This is a genomic window from Bacillus sp. S2(2019) (assembly GCF_005144805.1).
Lineage (GTDB): Bacteria > Bacillota > Bacilli > Bacillales > Bacillaceae > Bacillus > Bacillus altitudinis.
This window is the reverse complement of record NZ_SWFL01000004.1, coordinates 318,554-335,184: the sequence shown is the minus strand read 5'-3', so window position 1 is coordinate 335,184 and position 16,631 is coordinate 318,554. Positions and strand designations below refer to the sequence as shown.

The window sequence follows — 16,631 nt, the reverse complement described above, 5'->3', positions numbered from 1 at the left end:
TATGTCACCCGCTTTTCTTTTGTTGTTGATTGTAACGCTCGGTTTTGTACCATTTCACTTCTTGTTTCAATAATCGGCTTTTCGCCTCTACACATAAGGAGTACACAACAAGCGCAATCCATACTTGGGAATAGGTAAAGTACATGAGAACGACAATGAGAATGTTTTGTTTGGTCAGCTCTGTTTTCTCTATGCTTAACGTAATCATCACTTCTGTTAAAAAGAGGAAGAAGGCTAACCCCCATAGGATGAGTGCCACAGCTCCCACAGATAAGTGAAGATCAACGAATAAGTTTACGATAAAAATGCCATTGGAGAGCAGTACACCAAAGAAAAATAGGAAATACGTAAAGAAAAAATAAAATAAATCGAAAATCATTCGTTTTCGTTTTAATTTCATAAACTGTCTTAAAAATTTGAGCACAACATATTGGTTGCCTCTAGCCCAGCGTGTTCTCTGCCGCCACCAGACTTTCCATGTTTCAGGCTCTTGTTCCCATGTAATCGCAGCAGGAAAGAACCGAATCACATAGCCCAGGTTATACACACGAATCGTTAATTCAGTGTCTTCAGCTAGTGCATGGACATCCCAGCCGCCAAGCTCTTCTAAAATGTGCCGACGGATCGCAAAGTTGGTGCCTGGTATTGTCGCAATGCCAAACCATTTCCATCTCCCGCCTTGCGCCATCCACTGGAAGCAGATCGTTTCTATGTTAATGAATTTTGTCAGGAGGTTTTTGGCTGCATTGATGACCCTGAATTTCCCGACAACAGCACCTGCTTTAGGATCATTCAATAATCCAAGAACCAAATGGTAGACGGCTTTCTTTTCAGGCATATTATCTGCATCGTATACACAAATAACGTCTCCTGTCGAAGCCTTCAAGCCTTCATTCAGTGCAGTAGATTTCCCCTTCCCTGCAAATGGCGGCTTTGTTTCAATCAGATGGACATGATCGTATTGCTCACTAAATGATTGCACAATCTCCCCTGTACAATCAGAGGAATTGTCATTAATCACAATGATTTCAAGAAGGTGTTTGGGATAGGATAACTGGACCATGGCTTTTAGCGTCTGCCGAATGACCACTTCTTCATTATGTGCTGGAATGAGAATGCTGACGGTCGGCAGATCTTTCCCTTGTTTCGTCCATTTAGGCAGCACTTTTTCGTAAGTTAAATAGTGCTGAAAGCCTCCCTGCATCAGAAACATATGATATAGGAGCATGATCCAAATCAGTATTAATGATAGGTAAAATAAGATATCAGCCACCTGATTTTCTCTCCTTAAAGATCCGTTTTTTCATCGTCAGCCTTAAATACAATGTGTAAAAAGCAAATGCCACAATAAAGAGCAGCACCACCATTGTGAGCATTCGAAGCATATTTTCCATCCCGCTTCGTTTGTTTGTTTTTGGTTCAGCTATATTGGATTGCTCTATTTGAATATGTCCATTTCCTGTTGTTTTGATCTGGACATGCGGGGTTTCAACAGTCTGTTTTGTTTTCTTTAAATCTAGCCATTCACTAGAAGGGATCGCATCCATTTGTGTGATTAACTCTTGCAGCCCATCTATCCCCGCTTCCACATCATAGGACAACCCAATGGCGGCGGATTGGATATGCTGCATGGATTGAATTGTCTGCTCAGCCAGTATGTTTGCACCTTCTTGGTCCGACGCTGTATCTATAGACAGTTCAGGATATAAAGTCATGCCATGAAGCATGGCGGGTGTCGACAAAAACGGTGATGCACTTCTTGTTTTCCATGTACGGTCTGAGAGCTGCACCTGTCCAAATAGACTGGACACATGGCGGGAAATCACTTCATAGCCTTGCAGGGAAATGGCGTCATTTGGCACTTCAAATGCAAGTGGATATAACCCCTGCTGCGTGAGCAATTCAATGCCTTTTGTCAGCTTTTCTTCTGTATAGATGGCTTCTTGATATTGATTGGATTTGATATACGCATTAAAATCTTTTTCATTCGGAAAAAAGCTTTTGTTCAGCTGCTGATTGGCTTTCTCTGGTTCATTTGACGTAACGGGCTGATCGTACTTTACATCCCAAAATTCAAAGCCTTTACCCGACTCCTCCGTTCGATACGTACGGCTAAACCCATGAAGAACGACACTAGCTCCATTGCTTTGCAATTGTTTTAACACGTGGACAAGTTTAGGCCGGTCACTGAGCGTCACTTCATCCCCTGTTGCTGGATCAATCCATATAGGGATCACCGCCAGCAGAAAAGGGATATGGCGAGCTGTAACGTATCGTCCAAGTTCAAGTAACTTCTTCTCATCCGTGACGGGGTTAATCTTCCCAAGCTGTAAGTACTTTGTCTTCGTCTGACTAGAAGCCGGCAGGAGAAGACTTTCAAGCACCTCTGCAAGAAGCTTATCGTGCTGAAGGATATTTAGCATTCCGACATATGCCGCACCTTCTTTTGTTTGAATCACAAATGGCTGCTCAGCTTGATTTTTCTTCATTAAGAATTTACGTTGCAGATCTGTCCCTTGAACCGCCTGAGCTGTGATTCCTCTCTCTAGCTGACGGTATTCTTGATCATCAGCATCTTTGATTTGACTGATGTGATCTTGTTTGTGAAAAGTAAGCTTGGAGAATGGGCGAAGCTGTTCCGCATTGTATCCTATTGCGATTAAGCGTTTTGATTCGTTTATAAGACGAATGGTTTGTGCTTTCAACGTTCTCTTTTCTTCACCTATATATATAACTAGCTGAGAGTCATTGAGGTTCTTTTCAGTGATTTGTTCATCAGATAAAATGGTCGTTCGTGTGGAAAAATGCCCCACAAGTACATCAAGCATATGAACAGTTGGCGTTGTCTCACCTGATTGTGTGGAATAGACGATGAGGGTCCTGGACTCTTTCTCAAGTGCACCGGCTGATGTACTGTCTTTGATCGAAAGCATAGAGAAAAGAACGATTAACAAACAACATTTCGTCAAAACATTAAAGTTCATTCATCATCATCTCGTTTTCTAGTTCTTCTAAAAATTGCTCTGGTGTCCGATAGTCCGAGCTGCTTGTTAAATGACAGACATGAAAAGTTAAGGTCACTTCACGACCATTTAGCAAGATATGCGTTTGCAGTTTATCTTTTAGCTTATCAAGAACGGTCGAGACGTTTTCTTCAGGTGTGTGAGTGAGCAGCAGCCCGATTCGTTCTTCGGATAATCGAAATTTCTTATCGGTTTCTCTCACACTTTCGCGTATCTTCATACTGAGTTGCTGGAAAAGATGCTGCATTTCTTTTTCTCCATATAATGTTTTGAATTCCGCTGAGTAGTGCATATGAAGAAGGATAAAGACGAATGGCTGTTTATATCGTTCTGCTCGTTTCATTTCCTCAGATAACTCGAGCCTCATCCGCTCTGCATTGTCAAATCCTGTGGTTGAGTCAATCGCTACAAATTGTTTGATGGCCCTCTTTTGTTGGTCAATGGTGTGACGCATCGTTTTTATTCGCTCATGCACGTTTCCAGCAGAAATAGCAAAAAAGAGAAGCGCCACGCCCCATATCACGACATCTTGCAAGGTTTGATTAGAAAAGAGTGAATTTGTGTGACCGAGCTCTGTAAAGAACATCCCGCTTCCTATAAAGAATAAAATCAACAAAGTAAAAACCAATGCTGGCAAAATGCCAAATAAAATGCCGCATCCTATCACGACAAATGTGAGTGTGATGATCATGACACTCTCCGCATCACGTCCATTCAAGTAGCCCATAAATAAAATGAGTCCCGCAAACGTGAGGAGCAGCGTATAATACGTGCGATAGGTGTTACTGAATAACCTTTTCATTTAGAAGCTCCCTTTCTGCAATTAGAGGCAATAAATTATCAAATGAGTGTGTATCTTTTTCGTTCATATAGCCTCCGTAATAAGGCTTGAGAGGATCTTGGATTTGTAGCTCTTTCATTCGGTGATAGACGTCTTTTGCAAAATCATCTTCTCCTTGTTTGAGTGCATATAAGATCACCAGTGCATAGACTGAAGGCGATTCATACGTCACTGCTGGCTGTAATGTGCTCAGTTTATATCGTCCATACAGTTTTCCTTCCTTTTGGAAGTTGGTTTTCAGCCATTTCATGATGACTGATGTATCAACCTGTGCACGTTCGGCATGAAGAGCCGTATAAAGCTGATCGATCAAGTTGATTTCCTGATCAAATGAGTAGACTTTCTTCGCTATGTCATAGGATTTTGGAAAAAATCCTTTTTGTCTCGGTGCATTTTTTAGAATGGCCAATTGGTTGTTCATCATTTGTTCTGTGAATAGGTGGAAGGATACTAGTTCTTTGATTGCTTTTGGGTCAAGATATGAAAGTGTGATTGTATGTGAAGTTTGCTTTGTCGATGCATCATAATAGTCGGTCAACATACCCTTGAACATGTTTTTGTCTTTTAACGCTTTTGCGATTTTTTTGGCTGTGGTTTGATAGACTGACTTCTGCCACAATTGATCTGCTTTTTGAAGTGCTGTTACTACACGTAAGTCATCAACTAAAGCATTGACTTTGCTTTTTTGATGAGATTCGATTTGCCAGCTAAGAAGATCATGTTCCAGTAAGAATTGAGTGCGCAAGACGTCTACCTGTTGATCAAAAGATGTTTGATCTTTTTTTCTAACAAGATACTCCATCCAAAGTCCGAGCGATTCTGATAAGTAAGTAGGCTGTTCCGCAAGCGAGGTTCGAATCATGCCTTGATCTGTCATTAAGTGGTGAGTCATAAAGTACTCTCCTGACAATACTGGCTTTGCAGGTTCTGGTTGAGCTGAATGTTGCTGCTGTTTCCAGGTACATCCGCCTAGTAGAATGACAATGAGTATAGCGATAGCTGTACGATGTATGGGTGTATCCATTCGTGTCCCCTTTCAATCCTTGTTCTCTCTAAGCATCTAACGATTTATTATAGAGCGTTTCTGTTTAAATGAAAATAAATATTTTATACCAAATTACGAGTCTTTTCACTTACATATTCCCATTTACAGAAAAACAACATGTCAAAATACTCGAACAAACAAAAAACCCATGCGAATTCACATGGGTTTTTACACAACTATTGATCTAATTTTAGTTTCTTCAATTGTTCTGCAAGTGCGTTATTGATTGGTTCTTCCACTTTCTTTTGTTTCTTCATATATTTAGACACATCGTGCTTACTGGCTCGTTTTTGATTGGATTGTGATTTGCGTTTTTCGAAAACAGACAGTTTCTCTCTATGACCACAAACACAGGCAAATATTTTGCCATCGCCTTCCCCGCGCAGCTCAAGCTTTTTATGACAGTTCGGGCAGCGTGCATTTGTTTTCTTTGCCACATTTTTTCGATGTCCGCATTCTCTATCCTGGCAAACAAGCATGGTGCCGTTTTTCCCGTTCACTTTTAACATGAGTTTTCCGCAGTCAGGACAATGTGTGCCTGTCATGTTGTCATGCTTAAAGGTTTGGTTCGTTTGTTTGATTTCAGATACGGCTTGTTTTGCATATGACTTCATTTCACTCATGAATTGAGAAGCTTTCAATTGACCTTTCGCAATTTTAGAAAGTTTTTGTTCCCATTCCGCTGTTAACGCAGGTGACTTTAAATCTTCAGGTACTAAAGAAAGAAGCTGCTTCCCTTTCGATGTGATGAAGATGTCTTTGCCTTTTTTCTCAATTAAGAAGCTGTTAAACAATTTCTCAATGATATCAGCTCTAGTTGCCACTGTCCCCAATCCACCCGTTTCGCCAAGGGTTTTCACTAAGTCTTTTTCCTTGTTCTCCATAAATGCAGACGGGTTCTCCATGGCAGATAAAAGGGTCGCTTCGTTAAAACGAGCAGGGGGTTTCGTTTCGCCTTTTGTCTCTTTTAATTGGCGTACGTCAAGTGACTGCCCCTCTGTTAATGCCGGCAAGTGCTGATCTGCTTCGGCTGATTCCTCGTCTTCATAGGAATCATCGTACACGGCTTTCCAACCGGCTGATTGCACAATTTTTCCTTTCGCTGTGAATGTCTCACTGCCGATCTTGGCGATCACTGTTGTTTCCTCATATTCAAAAGGGGTCATCAGTACAGCGAGGAATCGTTTGGCAATGAGGTCATATAATTTACGCTCTTTATCACTTAATGCACCCGGATACAGCTCTTCCTCGGTTGGAATGATCGCATGGTGATCTGACACTTTGGCATCGTTGACGAAGCCTTTATGTGCTTTAATGCCTGATTGTAGAATGCGATTCACATGCTGCGCGTAAGGTCTAACGTTCATTCCTTTGAGTCGATCTTTTAATGTGGGAACGATATCTGCCGAAATAAAACGTGAATCTGTACGCGGGTACGTCACAAGCTTATGCTGTTCATACAGACGCTGAAGTGTAGACAGTGTTTCTTTTGCTGAAAAACCGTAGCGTTTATGGGCATCACGCTGCAATTCTGTCAGGTCATATAATCCTGGAGCAAAGGATTTTTTCGCTGTTTTTTTCAGTGCATCAATCACTGCAGGTTTTCCTTTACAGGCTGCCAAGCGCTCCTTCACTACATCCTCTTGGAATGTACGGTTTTGTTTTGTCTTTGCATCCTGCCAAGTCAGCGTCAGTCCGTCTACTTGTGCCGTCAGCCCAAAGAACGACTTCGGCTGGAATTGCTGAATGTCTTCCTCTCGCTTGGCGATCATAGCAATCGTTGGCGTTTGCACACGTCCACAGGATAACTGCGCATTGAACTTCGTTGTCAGCGCTCTTGTTGCGTTGATTCCTACAATCCAGTCTGCCTCTGCACGCGCAACCGCCGAGCGATACAGGTTATCATACTCTCTGCCGTCTTTTAATCGTTTGAACCCTTCTTGAATGGCTTTGTCTGTAACAGACGAAATCCATAAACGTTTTAGAGGCTTTTTCACATGGGCTTTTTCAAGAATCCACCTTGCCACAAGCTCCCCTTCACGTCCAGCATCTGTTGCGATGACAATGTCTTTTACATCTTTTCTCGCCAGCTGCGCTTTGACCGCTTGAAACTGTTTCCCTGTCTTTTTCATCACGACAAGCTTGAGTGGTTCTGGAATAATTGGTAAATCCTCTAGACGCCAGGATTGAAATTCTTTCCCGTAGCCTTCTGGATCAGCCAGTGTCACCAAGTGGCCAAGCGCCCACGTGACAATGTATTGATCTCCTTCTAAGAAACCATTTCCTTTTTTATGACACTTCAGCACACGTGCAAGGTCACGTCCTACCGAAGGTTTCTCTGCTAATACAACTGTTTTTGACACTAGATTTCACATCTCTTTCTTCTATCCATCCTTTTATTATAGCAGACGTGGAGATGCGGTTCTAATGACGGATTATTTCTTCAATCGTTTAATGATTTCGTTTGTGACCTCTTGTGTTTGATAAGCTCCGCCGATATCTGCCGTTAAAAAGCCGTCTGCTGTGACAGATTCAATCGTATCGAGAAGGTGTGTGCCTAATTCTTCCTCTCCGAAATGATCAAGCATGAGTTTAGCGGTCCAGATTTGTCCGATAGGGTTTGCGATCCCTTTTCCAGCGATATCTGGTGCTGATCCATGTACTGGCTCAAACATGGATGGATATTTACCATTTACATTGATATTGGCTGCTGGTGCGACGCCAATACTACCCATTATGGCGGCACCAAGATCCGTCAAAATGTCACCAAATAAATTGCTGGCTACGATGACATCGAATTTCTCTGGTCTTGTGACAAAGAAGGCTGAGAGCGCATCAATGTGCTGAGAATCTGCCGCCACCTTAGGGTAGTCCTTTTTGACGTCTTGAAACACTTCATCCCAAAATGGCATGGTATGCACGATGCCGTTTGACTTTGTTGCACTTGTTACATGCTTTCGTCTCTTTTCTGCTAATTGAAAAGCAAAACGCATCGCACGTTCTGTCCCTTTTCTAGAGAAGACGGCATTTTGAATCGCAAGCTGATCCTCCCCTTGATAAATCCGACCCCCAATTTCACTATATTCGCCTTCTCCATTTTCTCTTACAACTAGTAGATCAAAATCTTTTGGCTGAGCAAGCGGAGAACGGATGCCCTTTAGCTGTTTTGCCGGTCTTACGTTAATCACCTGTTCAAATTCCCGTCTAATTTTAATGAGCAGTCCCCAAAGCGAGATATGATCAGGCACTAAGTTGGCATCACCGACAGCCCCTAAGAAAATACTGTCAAAGGCTTTCAGTTGTTCCAATCCATCCTTTGGCATCATTTCGCCATGCTCTAAATAGTATTCGCAGCTCCACGGAAAATCCTGAAAAGAAAAAGTCAGACCGCCATGCACCTCTGATATCGCTTTCAAAACACGTACTGCTTCTGGTACAACTTCTTTTCCTACCCCATCACCAGGTATCGTCGCAATCGAAAAGTGTTTCATTGTATTCTCCCCCTTATGAATGGTCGACCGTCGACCGATTAAGTTGAGTTTACTAAAGAGTTCATGTTCTTTCAATAAACAAAAAGACGCTTTTTGATCAAAGCGCCTTTTTGTTCTGCAACTGTAATGGGACTGACTGTTTTTTTCTACCTGCTCCTTTTTTATCTGAAAGAAGCAATCCTCCCAAAGTCAGAGCTGTTCCGAGCAGTGACATGAAGGTCAATCTCTCATGGAGAACGATCATTGAAATGACCATCGTGATGATTGGAACGCCATAAATGTAGATACTCGATTTCACCACACCGATCGTCTTCACGGAAAAGCTCCATGTTAGAAAACAAATAGCAGATGCAAAGACGCCTAAAAACAGCAAGTGGAAGGTAAACGATGGATTCGTCAACCGCTCCCAGTCTAAACGAATCTTAAAATGCCAGATCAGTGGAATCATCCATAAAAGCCCGTAAAAGAAAACACGTCTTGTCACCTGAATAATATGGTAGCCATATTGATTGATCATTTTCGATAAAATGGAATAAAATGCCCAGACAATGGTAGCCATAAATGCTAAAGCATCGCCGAGTGGATTCAATTGGAATGTCGTCATCCCGTTCAAGCTAATCAGCACAATTCCCGTCATCGCAATGAAAAAACCGATAAAAAACCGGCTATGTAGCGGCTCATCTTTTAATAAAAAATAAGACAATAGAAAAGAGAAAAATGGGACAACGGAGCTGATAACACCTGCATTCGAAGCGAACGTATAGGTAAGTGCAACATTTTCTAAAAAATAGTATAAGACCACACCGCATAACCCTGCGAGCGCAAACATCCCTTCATGCTTTCTATGCTGCACCTTCATGGTGACTGGATAAATGATCATCAGGGCAAGGTACCCAAGGAAAAAACGAAAAAATAAAATCTCTGTTGGAGAAAAAGCCGTTAATAATATTTTGGTTGATATAAAGGTAGATCCCCATAAAAAAATGGTGAGCATGGCTGCTAGATGACCAAGAAGCTGTTTATTTTTCATTTTGCTGTTACCTGCTTTGCAAAAATTTGCTGATACTGCCCTGGCGTAAGCCCAATAAATTCCGAAAAGAAATGAGTCAAATGACTTTGATCAGAAAATCCAGCGGCAGCAGCTACATCTATTGGCTTCATTCCTTGGGCGAGAAGTTCCTTCGCATAGTTCACCCTGATTGTCTGTAAATAACGATACGGCGTAATTCCTCTGAACTTTGTAAAAGCACGCAGCAATGAATATTTGTTCATGGACACAAGCTCACCTAAGTCATCTAACGATATATTTTCCGTGAGATGTGTTTCAATATATTGCTGTACGTCTTGGACTTTTTGTTCATTGGCATTGGCTGCTGATGCTTTTTCCTCTGGTGTATCAGAATAGGTTTCGATCAACTGCTTCATCAAAAGTAAAAGGCTTCCTGTTTATTCAAAGCAGGAGCTTCTTCTGTGATCATTTGATGAAGATCATATAATTGCTTTGCTAGTTCACTTTGTGAAACCACAGGGGCTTTAAAATGCGGCTTGTGCTGAAAGACCTTCTCCAGCACCTCTGGTTCAATATTTAAGCTGCGATAATCTAGCGGCATGTGATCAAATTGTTCACATGCGTGGTTATCGTACGGATTGAAAAGAAGGATATCTCCTTTTTCAATGATGTATTCTTGATTTTGGCAGAACATACGTCTTTGACCGCCTTCAATAAATCCTATCACATAGTATGGATGAAAATGTTTTGGGAACTTTTTGATGATGGCATGAAAGCGATACGCCTCTATTTGCAAGTCCTGGTCAAAATGGACTGTTCGTTCCTCTAGTATTCTCATGTCGATCCCCTCTTTTCACTGAGCTGATCATTAGTGTAGCACACCCTTTTTCTCTTGGATTGTACGATATTGACTTTTCGATGCAGGCTTGCCTAGAGGGAAGAACTTGGATAACATGAGACAAAAGATGATGTACAAAAGAGGGAATGATGGGATGAATTCATTCGAGATGGAAAGACCAGCACCGTATCACATGCAATTTTATGAACAGCTGAAGCAAATGATTTTTGATGGCCAGTTTCAGCCAGGAGAGCGCATCAATGAAACACAGCTTGCCAAACAATTTGGCGTAAGCCGATCACCGGTCAGAGAGGCGATGAGGCTTTTAGAAAAGGACGAACTTTTAATCGCTGATCCTAAATCAGGCTATTCTGTCTATACGTTAACAGAGCGGGATGTCGAGGAACTCTATCAAGTCCGAATGGCTTTAGAAACGCTTGCCGTTAAGCTTGCCTGCAAAGAAGCCACAGATAGAGAGATAGATGACATTGAACAGGTGCTCACGAAGGCAGACGAAGCAATCAAACAGCAGCTGCCATCTCAGGATATCGTTCAGTTAAACGAAGCGTTTCATCAAACAATCATACAAGCCAGTCACAATCACCGTTTATCTAAACAATTAAATCACGTGAATGCGCTCATTCATTATTGCCGCATCTTTCATTTTAGCGGCGGGCCTCGGGCTGAGACGATTCAAAAAGAGCATACGGCCATTTTCACTCAAATAAAAGAACGCCGGGCTGCGGCAGCCGTTCAGGCGATGACAGACCACCTAATACATGATGTGGCGCATTTAAAGCAAGTACTCTATGAAACAACCGAAAAGTAACGCGTGTCATTTCCCATTTTTTAAGCATTCGTTGAACATATTTTGAATTTTTCGTAGATTATCGCATGTTCAGGCGATCTTTCGTTTATATTAGAAGATGAGAAACTAGCTTTTATACAGGAGGATTTGTATATGCATACAAGTATCAGCCGTCTGAGACAGGCGGGTTTTATTGAGGGTATGTCTCTTTTAACCCTTCTTTTAATTGCCATGCCTCTAAAATATTTTGCGGATATTCCGATGGCGGTCACCATTGTGGGCTCTCTTCATGGCGCATTGTTTGTGATCTATATGCTCGTTTTGGCATATGTGACCTTTAAAGTTCGCTGGCATTTGAAATGGTCCATCGCCGGATTCTTTGCGGCATTCATTCCTTTCGGCAACTTCGCCTATGACAAGGTGCTTCGCCAGTATGATACAAAAGCTTAATCAAAAAGGGCTAAAACGACATTCGTTTTAGCCCTTTTTCTACACGCTGACGTATTTTTTAAATCGATGCATATTTCACAATGGCTGCTTGACGTGTCATTTCGTGATATGCCACCCATAATTCATCACCTGGCAAGACGCTAGTGATCGGATCGATTGGCTGTTTCACTTCATACATCACGCCTTCTCTCTCAATCTGAATGATCGCTAACGGCTGGTTGCCGATGACACCGGAAAATGTGACATGGGTCACTTTTGCACTTCCTTGTTTCTCTTGCATAAGACTGATTTCTTTATCCAGCTCTTCTTGTTTTGTCTGCATCGTGATTTGAGTTCCTGGCGCGACCTCCATATGATCAGGGATGAATTGGCTGACCGTTTTTGTGATGGATTGATCTCCGCTAGAAACCGTCACATCCAGCATAATAGGCTTCTGATCATGAATTGTGACTGGATATTGCTTCACCCGTTGGATCGTTCCTGTCAATGTCACGTCTTTCCCCGAACGATTCCGCACTTCATGCCCATAGGCTGCCATTTTCAGCTGACCACTGATGTCGACGAGATCGGCTTTTTCTCCTGTTCTAAATTCAAAACCAGCGGCTTGAATCATCGGAATGGTATACCTTTTCTGATCTGCTTCAAATGTAAGTGATAAGACGGTGCCTCGTCCTACGGTTCCATATGATTCTATGTTTCTTAAAATAGCGCCTTTGATGAACTTTGGCTCGCTTGGCTGCGAGAAGTCACCTTCTTTTAAGAGCATCGCTTTTTTCTTTTTCGGATTGTAGAGAATGGCGATACGCTGACCCGGTTGCGGTATCTGAGTATAGGATACAACCGTTTTAACCGCCTTCTCGATATTTCTCCCATCATATTGAAATTGAAGTTGCATGTTGACCAGCGGCTGTTCGTTGATGTAGGTACCCGTTTCTTTGACTGATACAATATTGGCTTCTAATGTGACACTGTCTTTTATCTTGTTCTTTCTCACCAGTCTCAAAATCGGTGGCAGGAAGATCGCTAGCACAAATAACAGCAGTGGGATAAAGATCCATATCACCCAGTTGAGAATGAGTGGTCCGCCCTTCATGACATATTGTATAAAGGTGTCAACAGACGTTTGGTGGGCTGGACTGGCATTTTCGATTGAGATGACCTTTTGCAAAGGAAATTCCTTTAGCTGTTTGCTTTTCGTCTCAAAGGCCCCCGTTAATTGGTTGCCAAGTGAATAATAGAGCCAATTGCTCTTCACATTTTTATGAAAAGAGAGATCTTCTTTTTGTAAAGATTCATATGACAACGACTGAGACAGCTTGCTGGCAGACGTCGCCTTATTCGTGCGATGATTATAAATATAACCAGTCAGCTTGCCTTTTGCTTCGTCCTTTGCTGTAGAGCCTAAAAGAAGAACTTCTTCTTCATTCAGCTGGTAGATAAAGGTTTGGTACATCGGTTTTGGTGTTGGGACGACTTCCCCAAGCCTTCCCTCTGCATCCACTTTCCTTGGTCTTTTTGGATAGTTGGATTCGACAGCGACAGCAACGTTTTGTGAAGATCCGATCGTTTTTTTCAGTTGCTGCACGACTTTATCTTCAATGAGGCTAAACGGTTCTGCACTTTTGGAGACATAGACCCCAAGCTGATGCTTCTCGTTTGAGATTCCGCTGACATACGCCTTCTGGTCATTTTTCAAAGTCAATTCAAACATAGGGAATGGGGTCTGCCCTCTAAAAGAATTCATGACGACATCGATGGAAACAGGTCTTGCTGGTAGCTTCAGCTCGCTGAGATTGTGGACATGAAACTGACCATTCTTTAGCTCACCGAGGACCGCAGCAGCGCCTTCCATTTCTCCTGTAAACACGAGACGTCCATTCCATTGATATGTATTCGTTTTTAAAAATGAGGGAATCTGTAAGTTTTGCTTGACGAGTTCTTTCTTTGCTCCGCTTGGAGACAGTTTTTCGATCAACAGCTGATCGTCTTTATTTTTTAAAGCAAGTAAGAGATGGTTCCCTTGAATAGATGGCAGCATTTCATTAAACGTATCGCTTTCCGTTATCCATTCACTGATTCTTTTTCCTGATTGAGGATCATACATTGCAAAATGGAGCTGCTGGTTTTTTGATACAGCACTCACTACTCGTTTTCCTTCATCGAATGTAAATATTTGTTTGACGTCATATTGCGTCGCTTTCCCTGCTGACAAATCATCTTGGTAATGGTTCCACACCAAGACACTAAGAATGATTGCTGGAATAAAGAAGACAATATACCTGAGGAAAATCACTGGTATTCTTTTCACTTGATCGCTTCCTTTCATGGAGTTCCTTTTTCTTATACGTCAGTGCAGCGAGAATGTTTCATGCTAGAAAAATACCATTCCAACTTTCTAAATCCATATTTTACATATTTGATTGTTTACGATAAAATCCAATCAGATTCAAAAAAAGGATGTTATCTCAATGGATAAGCTATCATCGATCATTCTAGCGGCTTGGCTGCGTGTTCCCCGTTGGTTCAAGCAATGGCTGCTCGTATCTATGACCATTTTCTTTTTTTATATGTGCTTTGTAAAGGGGCTGACTAGCTGGTACACCTTGCCGCCTGTCACTTTGCTCGCATGCGCCATTTGTTCCTTCTTCATCTGGATGGTGTGGCTAAACAATCAAAAAAACAAGTGAAAAGGAGAATTTCATGAAAGAATCCATCTTTTATTTTGCTATCTCTTTTGTTCTTCAATGGGTTTGGTTTGGGGTTGTGCATCCAGATAGAGGCGTGACACTGCTGGACATGTTGATCTTCTCTATTTTGTTTACGGTGATGTTCTTTTTTATTGGCCGGATTTGGAGATATCAGAAGAAAGGGCGAAGTGAGTGATGATGAAGCATTTCCTCTTTCTGTCGATGAGTGTTCGTTGTTCTATTGTTAGCGGCGAATCTTTTTGAAGGGGATGTCATGCGGATGGTGTCCGCTTTTAACCTAAAAAAGGCTGCCAAATAGATGGCAGCCCGTTTCTTACTCTTTTCATGCAAATAAATAATCAATGTTTAATCTCCGTCACGGAGTGTATGAATTAAGATTCGATCATATCAGTGTGTCATATGTGTTCCGAGTGAACCTACGTTTGAAAGTAAACGCCATGGAAGTTCTGGATAACAAGACAACGAAAGCCCTACCTCTCATTCGTCCTTACGGCTCCGAAGCCGTGCCAGTGTGAATTGTAAATCAAAACGTCTTTTTTCCATTCTTCCGCTTTTATAGGGGGCGGTTGCAGAAGGAAAAGAATAAGTTTGTTCGCTTTGACAGCGTCTCGTTCTTATCAAGTAGAAGCTCTATTGCTTCTCATTATGTCATAGAAAAAAGAAAGTTTACTTTCTTTATTTATTTGCTATTTCAACACTTAATATAAAACTATAACACGTTCCCCCAACTTACGCAAGTGTTAAAGTGATAATTCTGCTGGTGTCCGGTTTCCTTCGTTCATATAACGAATGGAGGTTGGGTCAATCTTAAGGATTACTAGGTTTGGATCATCTTTTCCTTTAAACCATTTCTCCATCTCATCAGACCAAAGGCGGTCGATCAGTTCTGGATCATCAGTTAATGTGGCTTTACCTGCGATTTCTGCATATGTGTCCCCAAATCCTTCACCTGAATAACCAATGAGAATATGAACATTCGGATTTTTTTCAATCTCATCCGCTTTATGTGTTTCTTTGCTTGTTGGTGTATATAATGTCAGCCCTTCATGAAAAAAAGTCATATAGCGGGTATGCGGCTTATCTTGTTCAACAGTCGCCAATGTTCCCACTTTTTGTTCGTCTAATAAGTTCATTACCTTTTGCTTTAACTCTTCTTGTGACATGTATCTTCACTCCTTCAAAATGTCATCCGTACTCTTAGGTTTCCACGACAATCCATTCATTAAACAAAGAAATGTGTTTTTCATAAAAAGACATCTTCTAGCTGATGCTATAAAAAACGGACACATTGAAAGGGGAAATTGAATATGCATCATGAAACGATGTTCCATTTGAGTTCACTTGTTATTGCAGCGGTTGTTGTGGGCATTATCATATGGTCTGTCTCATCTGTACAGAAGAATCGGAAGAAATACTAAATACACCGCCCAATCAAAGCTGGGCGGCGTGTTTATTGATCATGTATTCATAAAGGAACCGCCGTTGACGTGAAGTGTCTGTCCCGTCATATAAGACGATTCGTCCGAAGCAAGCAGTACATAGCAGCCTACATGCTCCACAGGCTGTCCTGGTCTTCCCATTGGCGTCTCGGCCCCGAAGTTTTCGACACTGTCTTCATCAAATGTAGATGGAATGAGCGGCGTCCAAATTGGGCCGGGCGCCACACCGTTTACCCGAATACCATCTTTCACAAGCGACTGTGCCATAGAACGAGTAAAGCCGTTGATGGCCCCTTTTGTCGCCGTATAATCAATGAGCACTTTGTTGCCTCGATACGGGTTAATAGATGTTGTATTAATAATGGAACTTCCCGGTTTTAAGTAATCGAGTGCCTTCTTCGTAAAATAAAAATAAGAATAGAAATTGGTTCTAAAGGTTTGGTGAAGCTGTTCACTAGAAATATCTTGAATACGTTCTTTCGGATGCTGTTCGGCCGCATTATTGACTAAGATGTCCAGCTGTCCAAAGGCTTCAACTGTCTTTTCTACCGCTTTCTCGCAAAAGGCTTCGTCCCCGACATCCCCTGCAATTGTTAAACATTTGACGCCTTCCTGTTCTACACGTTTTTGCGTATCCTCTGCATCCTCATGTTCATTTAAGTATACGATCGCGACATGAGCTCCTTCTTTGGCATACGCGACAGAAACGGCACGTCCAATTCCGCTGTCTCCACCTGTAATCAGCGCTACTTTTCCTTTTAGCTTACCAGACCCTTTATACGATTCATCCTCATAGATCGGCGCAGGATTCATTTCTCTTTCACTGCCTGGCTGCTGATCCTGCGTTTGGCGCGGAATGCCATTTGTTAAGTATTCACGTAAATCCATGTGTAAGCTCCTCCTTGATTTGTTGATGTATCCTTTCATTACCACTTCATTTTTTTACTCAAACATCCCTATGCGTCATCAATGCGTTTTG

Annotated in this window: 14 protein-coding genes and 1 pseudogene; 4 read left to right on the top strand and 11 right to left on the bottom strand. The window is 41.9% G+C overall.

Annotation, left to right across the window (positions count from 1 at the left end):
- Positions 1-4: 4 nt before the first annotated feature.
- The 8 genes and pseudogenes from FBF75_RS16260 to FBF75_RS16225 all read right to left on the bottom strand — a co-directional run bounded on the left by FBF75_RS16260 (position 5) and on the right by FBF75_RS16225 (position 10,247).
- Positions 5-1,228 (bottom strand): glycosyltransferase family 2 protein, encoded by a 1,224-nt coding sequence (locus tag FBF75_RS16260; RefSeq protein ID WP_481746904.1) that lies wholly within the window; start codon positions 1,226-1,228, stop codon positions 5-7.
- A 37-nt stretch (positions 1,229-1,265) separates the two neighbouring features.
- Entirely contained in the window at positions 1,266-2,984 is a 1,719-nt protein-coding gene (locus tag FBF75_RS16255; protein WP_136944946.1) for a DUF2334 domain-containing protein, read from the bottom strand.
- Positions 2,974-3,825 (bottom strand): GGDEF domain-containing protein, encoded by an 852-nt coding sequence (locus FBF75_RS16250; protein WP_136944945.1) that lies wholly within the window; start codon positions 3,823-3,825, stop codon positions 2,974-2,976. Before FBF75_RS16250 ends, FBF75_RS16255 begins: the two co-directional genes overlap by 11 nt.
- Positions 3,806-4,888 carry a glycosyl hydrolase family 8 gene (locus FBF75_RS16245; protein ID WP_136944944.1) on the bottom strand — a complete coding sequence of 361 codons (1,083 nt, stop codon included), beginning with the start codon at positions 4,886-4,888 and terminating at the stop codon, positions 3,806-3,808. Before FBF75_RS16245 ends, FBF75_RS16250 begins: the two co-directional genes overlap by 20 nt.
- A 197-nt stretch (positions 4,889-5,085) precedes the next feature.
- Entirely contained in the window at positions 5,086-7,272 is a 2,187-nt protein-coding gene (locus FBF75_RS16240; RefSeq protein ID WP_136944943.1) for a DNA topoisomerase III, read from the bottom strand.
- Between the two features lie 72 nt (positions 7,273-7,344).
- Positions 7,345-8,400, bottom strand: a complete 1,056-nt coding sequence (locus FBF75_RS16235; RefSeq protein WP_017366640.1) for a tartrate dehydrogenase — start codon at positions 8,398-8,400, stop codon at positions 7,345-7,347.
- Between the two features lie 97 nt (positions 8,401-8,497).
- Positions 8,498-9,430: a DMT family transporter gene (locus FBF75_RS16230; protein WP_136944942.1), complete on the bottom strand. Its 933-nt coding sequence runs from the start codon at positions 9,428-9,430 to the stop codon at positions 8,498-8,500.
- A pseudogene (locus tag FBF75_RS16225) lies at positions 9,427-10,247 on the bottom strand (AraC family ligand binding domain-containing protein). The gene FBF75_RS16230 and the pseudogene FBF75_RS16225 overlap by 4 nt, the downstream one beginning before the upstream one ends.
- A 154-nt stretch (positions 10,248-10,401) precedes the next feature.
- Here FBF75_RS16225 and FBF75_RS16220 point away from each other — a divergent pair.
- Both FBF75_RS16220 and FBF75_RS16215 read left to right on the top strand, forming a co-directional pair.
- Positions 10,402-11,076: a GntR family transcriptional regulator gene (locus FBF75_RS16220; RefSeq protein WP_050827671.1), complete on the top strand. Its 675-nt coding sequence runs from the start codon at positions 10,402-10,404 to the stop codon at positions 11,074-11,076.
- 132 nt (positions 11,077-11,208) lie between these two features.
- Entirely contained in the window at positions 11,209-11,505 is a 297-nt protein-coding gene (locus tag FBF75_RS16215) for a DUF3817 domain-containing protein (RefSeq protein ID WP_034664017.1), read from the top strand.
- Between the two features lie 58 nt (positions 11,506-11,563).
- On the opposite strand, the gene FBF75_RS16210 is transcribed toward FBF75_RS16215, so the two are convergent.
- Positions 11,564-13,813 (bottom strand): hypothetical protein, encoded by a 2,250-nt coding sequence (locus FBF75_RS16210; protein ID WP_240692387.1) that lies wholly within the window; start codon positions 13,811-13,813, stop codon positions 11,564-11,566.
- A 160-nt stretch (positions 13,814-13,973) separates the two neighbouring features.
- Between FBF75_RS16210 and FBF75_RS16205 the strand changes: the two genes are divergently transcribed.
- Positions 13,974-14,192, top strand: a complete 219-nt coding sequence (locus FBF75_RS16205) for a hypothetical protein (protein ID WP_116307436.1) — start codon at positions 13,974-13,976, stop codon at positions 14,190-14,192.
- A 13-nt stretch (positions 14,193-14,205) separates the two neighbouring features.
- Positions 14,206-14,388, top strand: coding sequence for a hypothetical protein (locus tag FBF75_RS16200; RefSeq protein WP_008347162.1), 183 nt, complete (start codon positions 14,206-14,208; stop codon positions 14,386-14,388).
- A gap of 565 nt (positions 14,389-14,953) precedes the next feature.
- Here FBF75_RS16200 and FBF75_RS16195 read toward each other — a convergent pair.
- Positions 14,954-15,376, bottom strand: coding sequence for a pyridoxamine 5'-phosphate oxidase family protein (locus FBF75_RS16195; RefSeq protein WP_008347166.1), 423 nt, complete (start codon positions 15,374-15,376; stop codon positions 14,954-14,956).
- A 294-nt stretch (positions 15,377-15,670) separates the two neighbouring features.
- Positions 15,671-16,540, bottom strand: coding sequence for an SDR family oxidoreductase (locus tag FBF75_RS16190; RefSeq protein WP_025206772.1), 870 nt, complete (start codon positions 16,538-16,540; stop codon positions 15,671-15,673).
- Positions 16,541-16,631 lie beyond the last annotated feature (91 nt).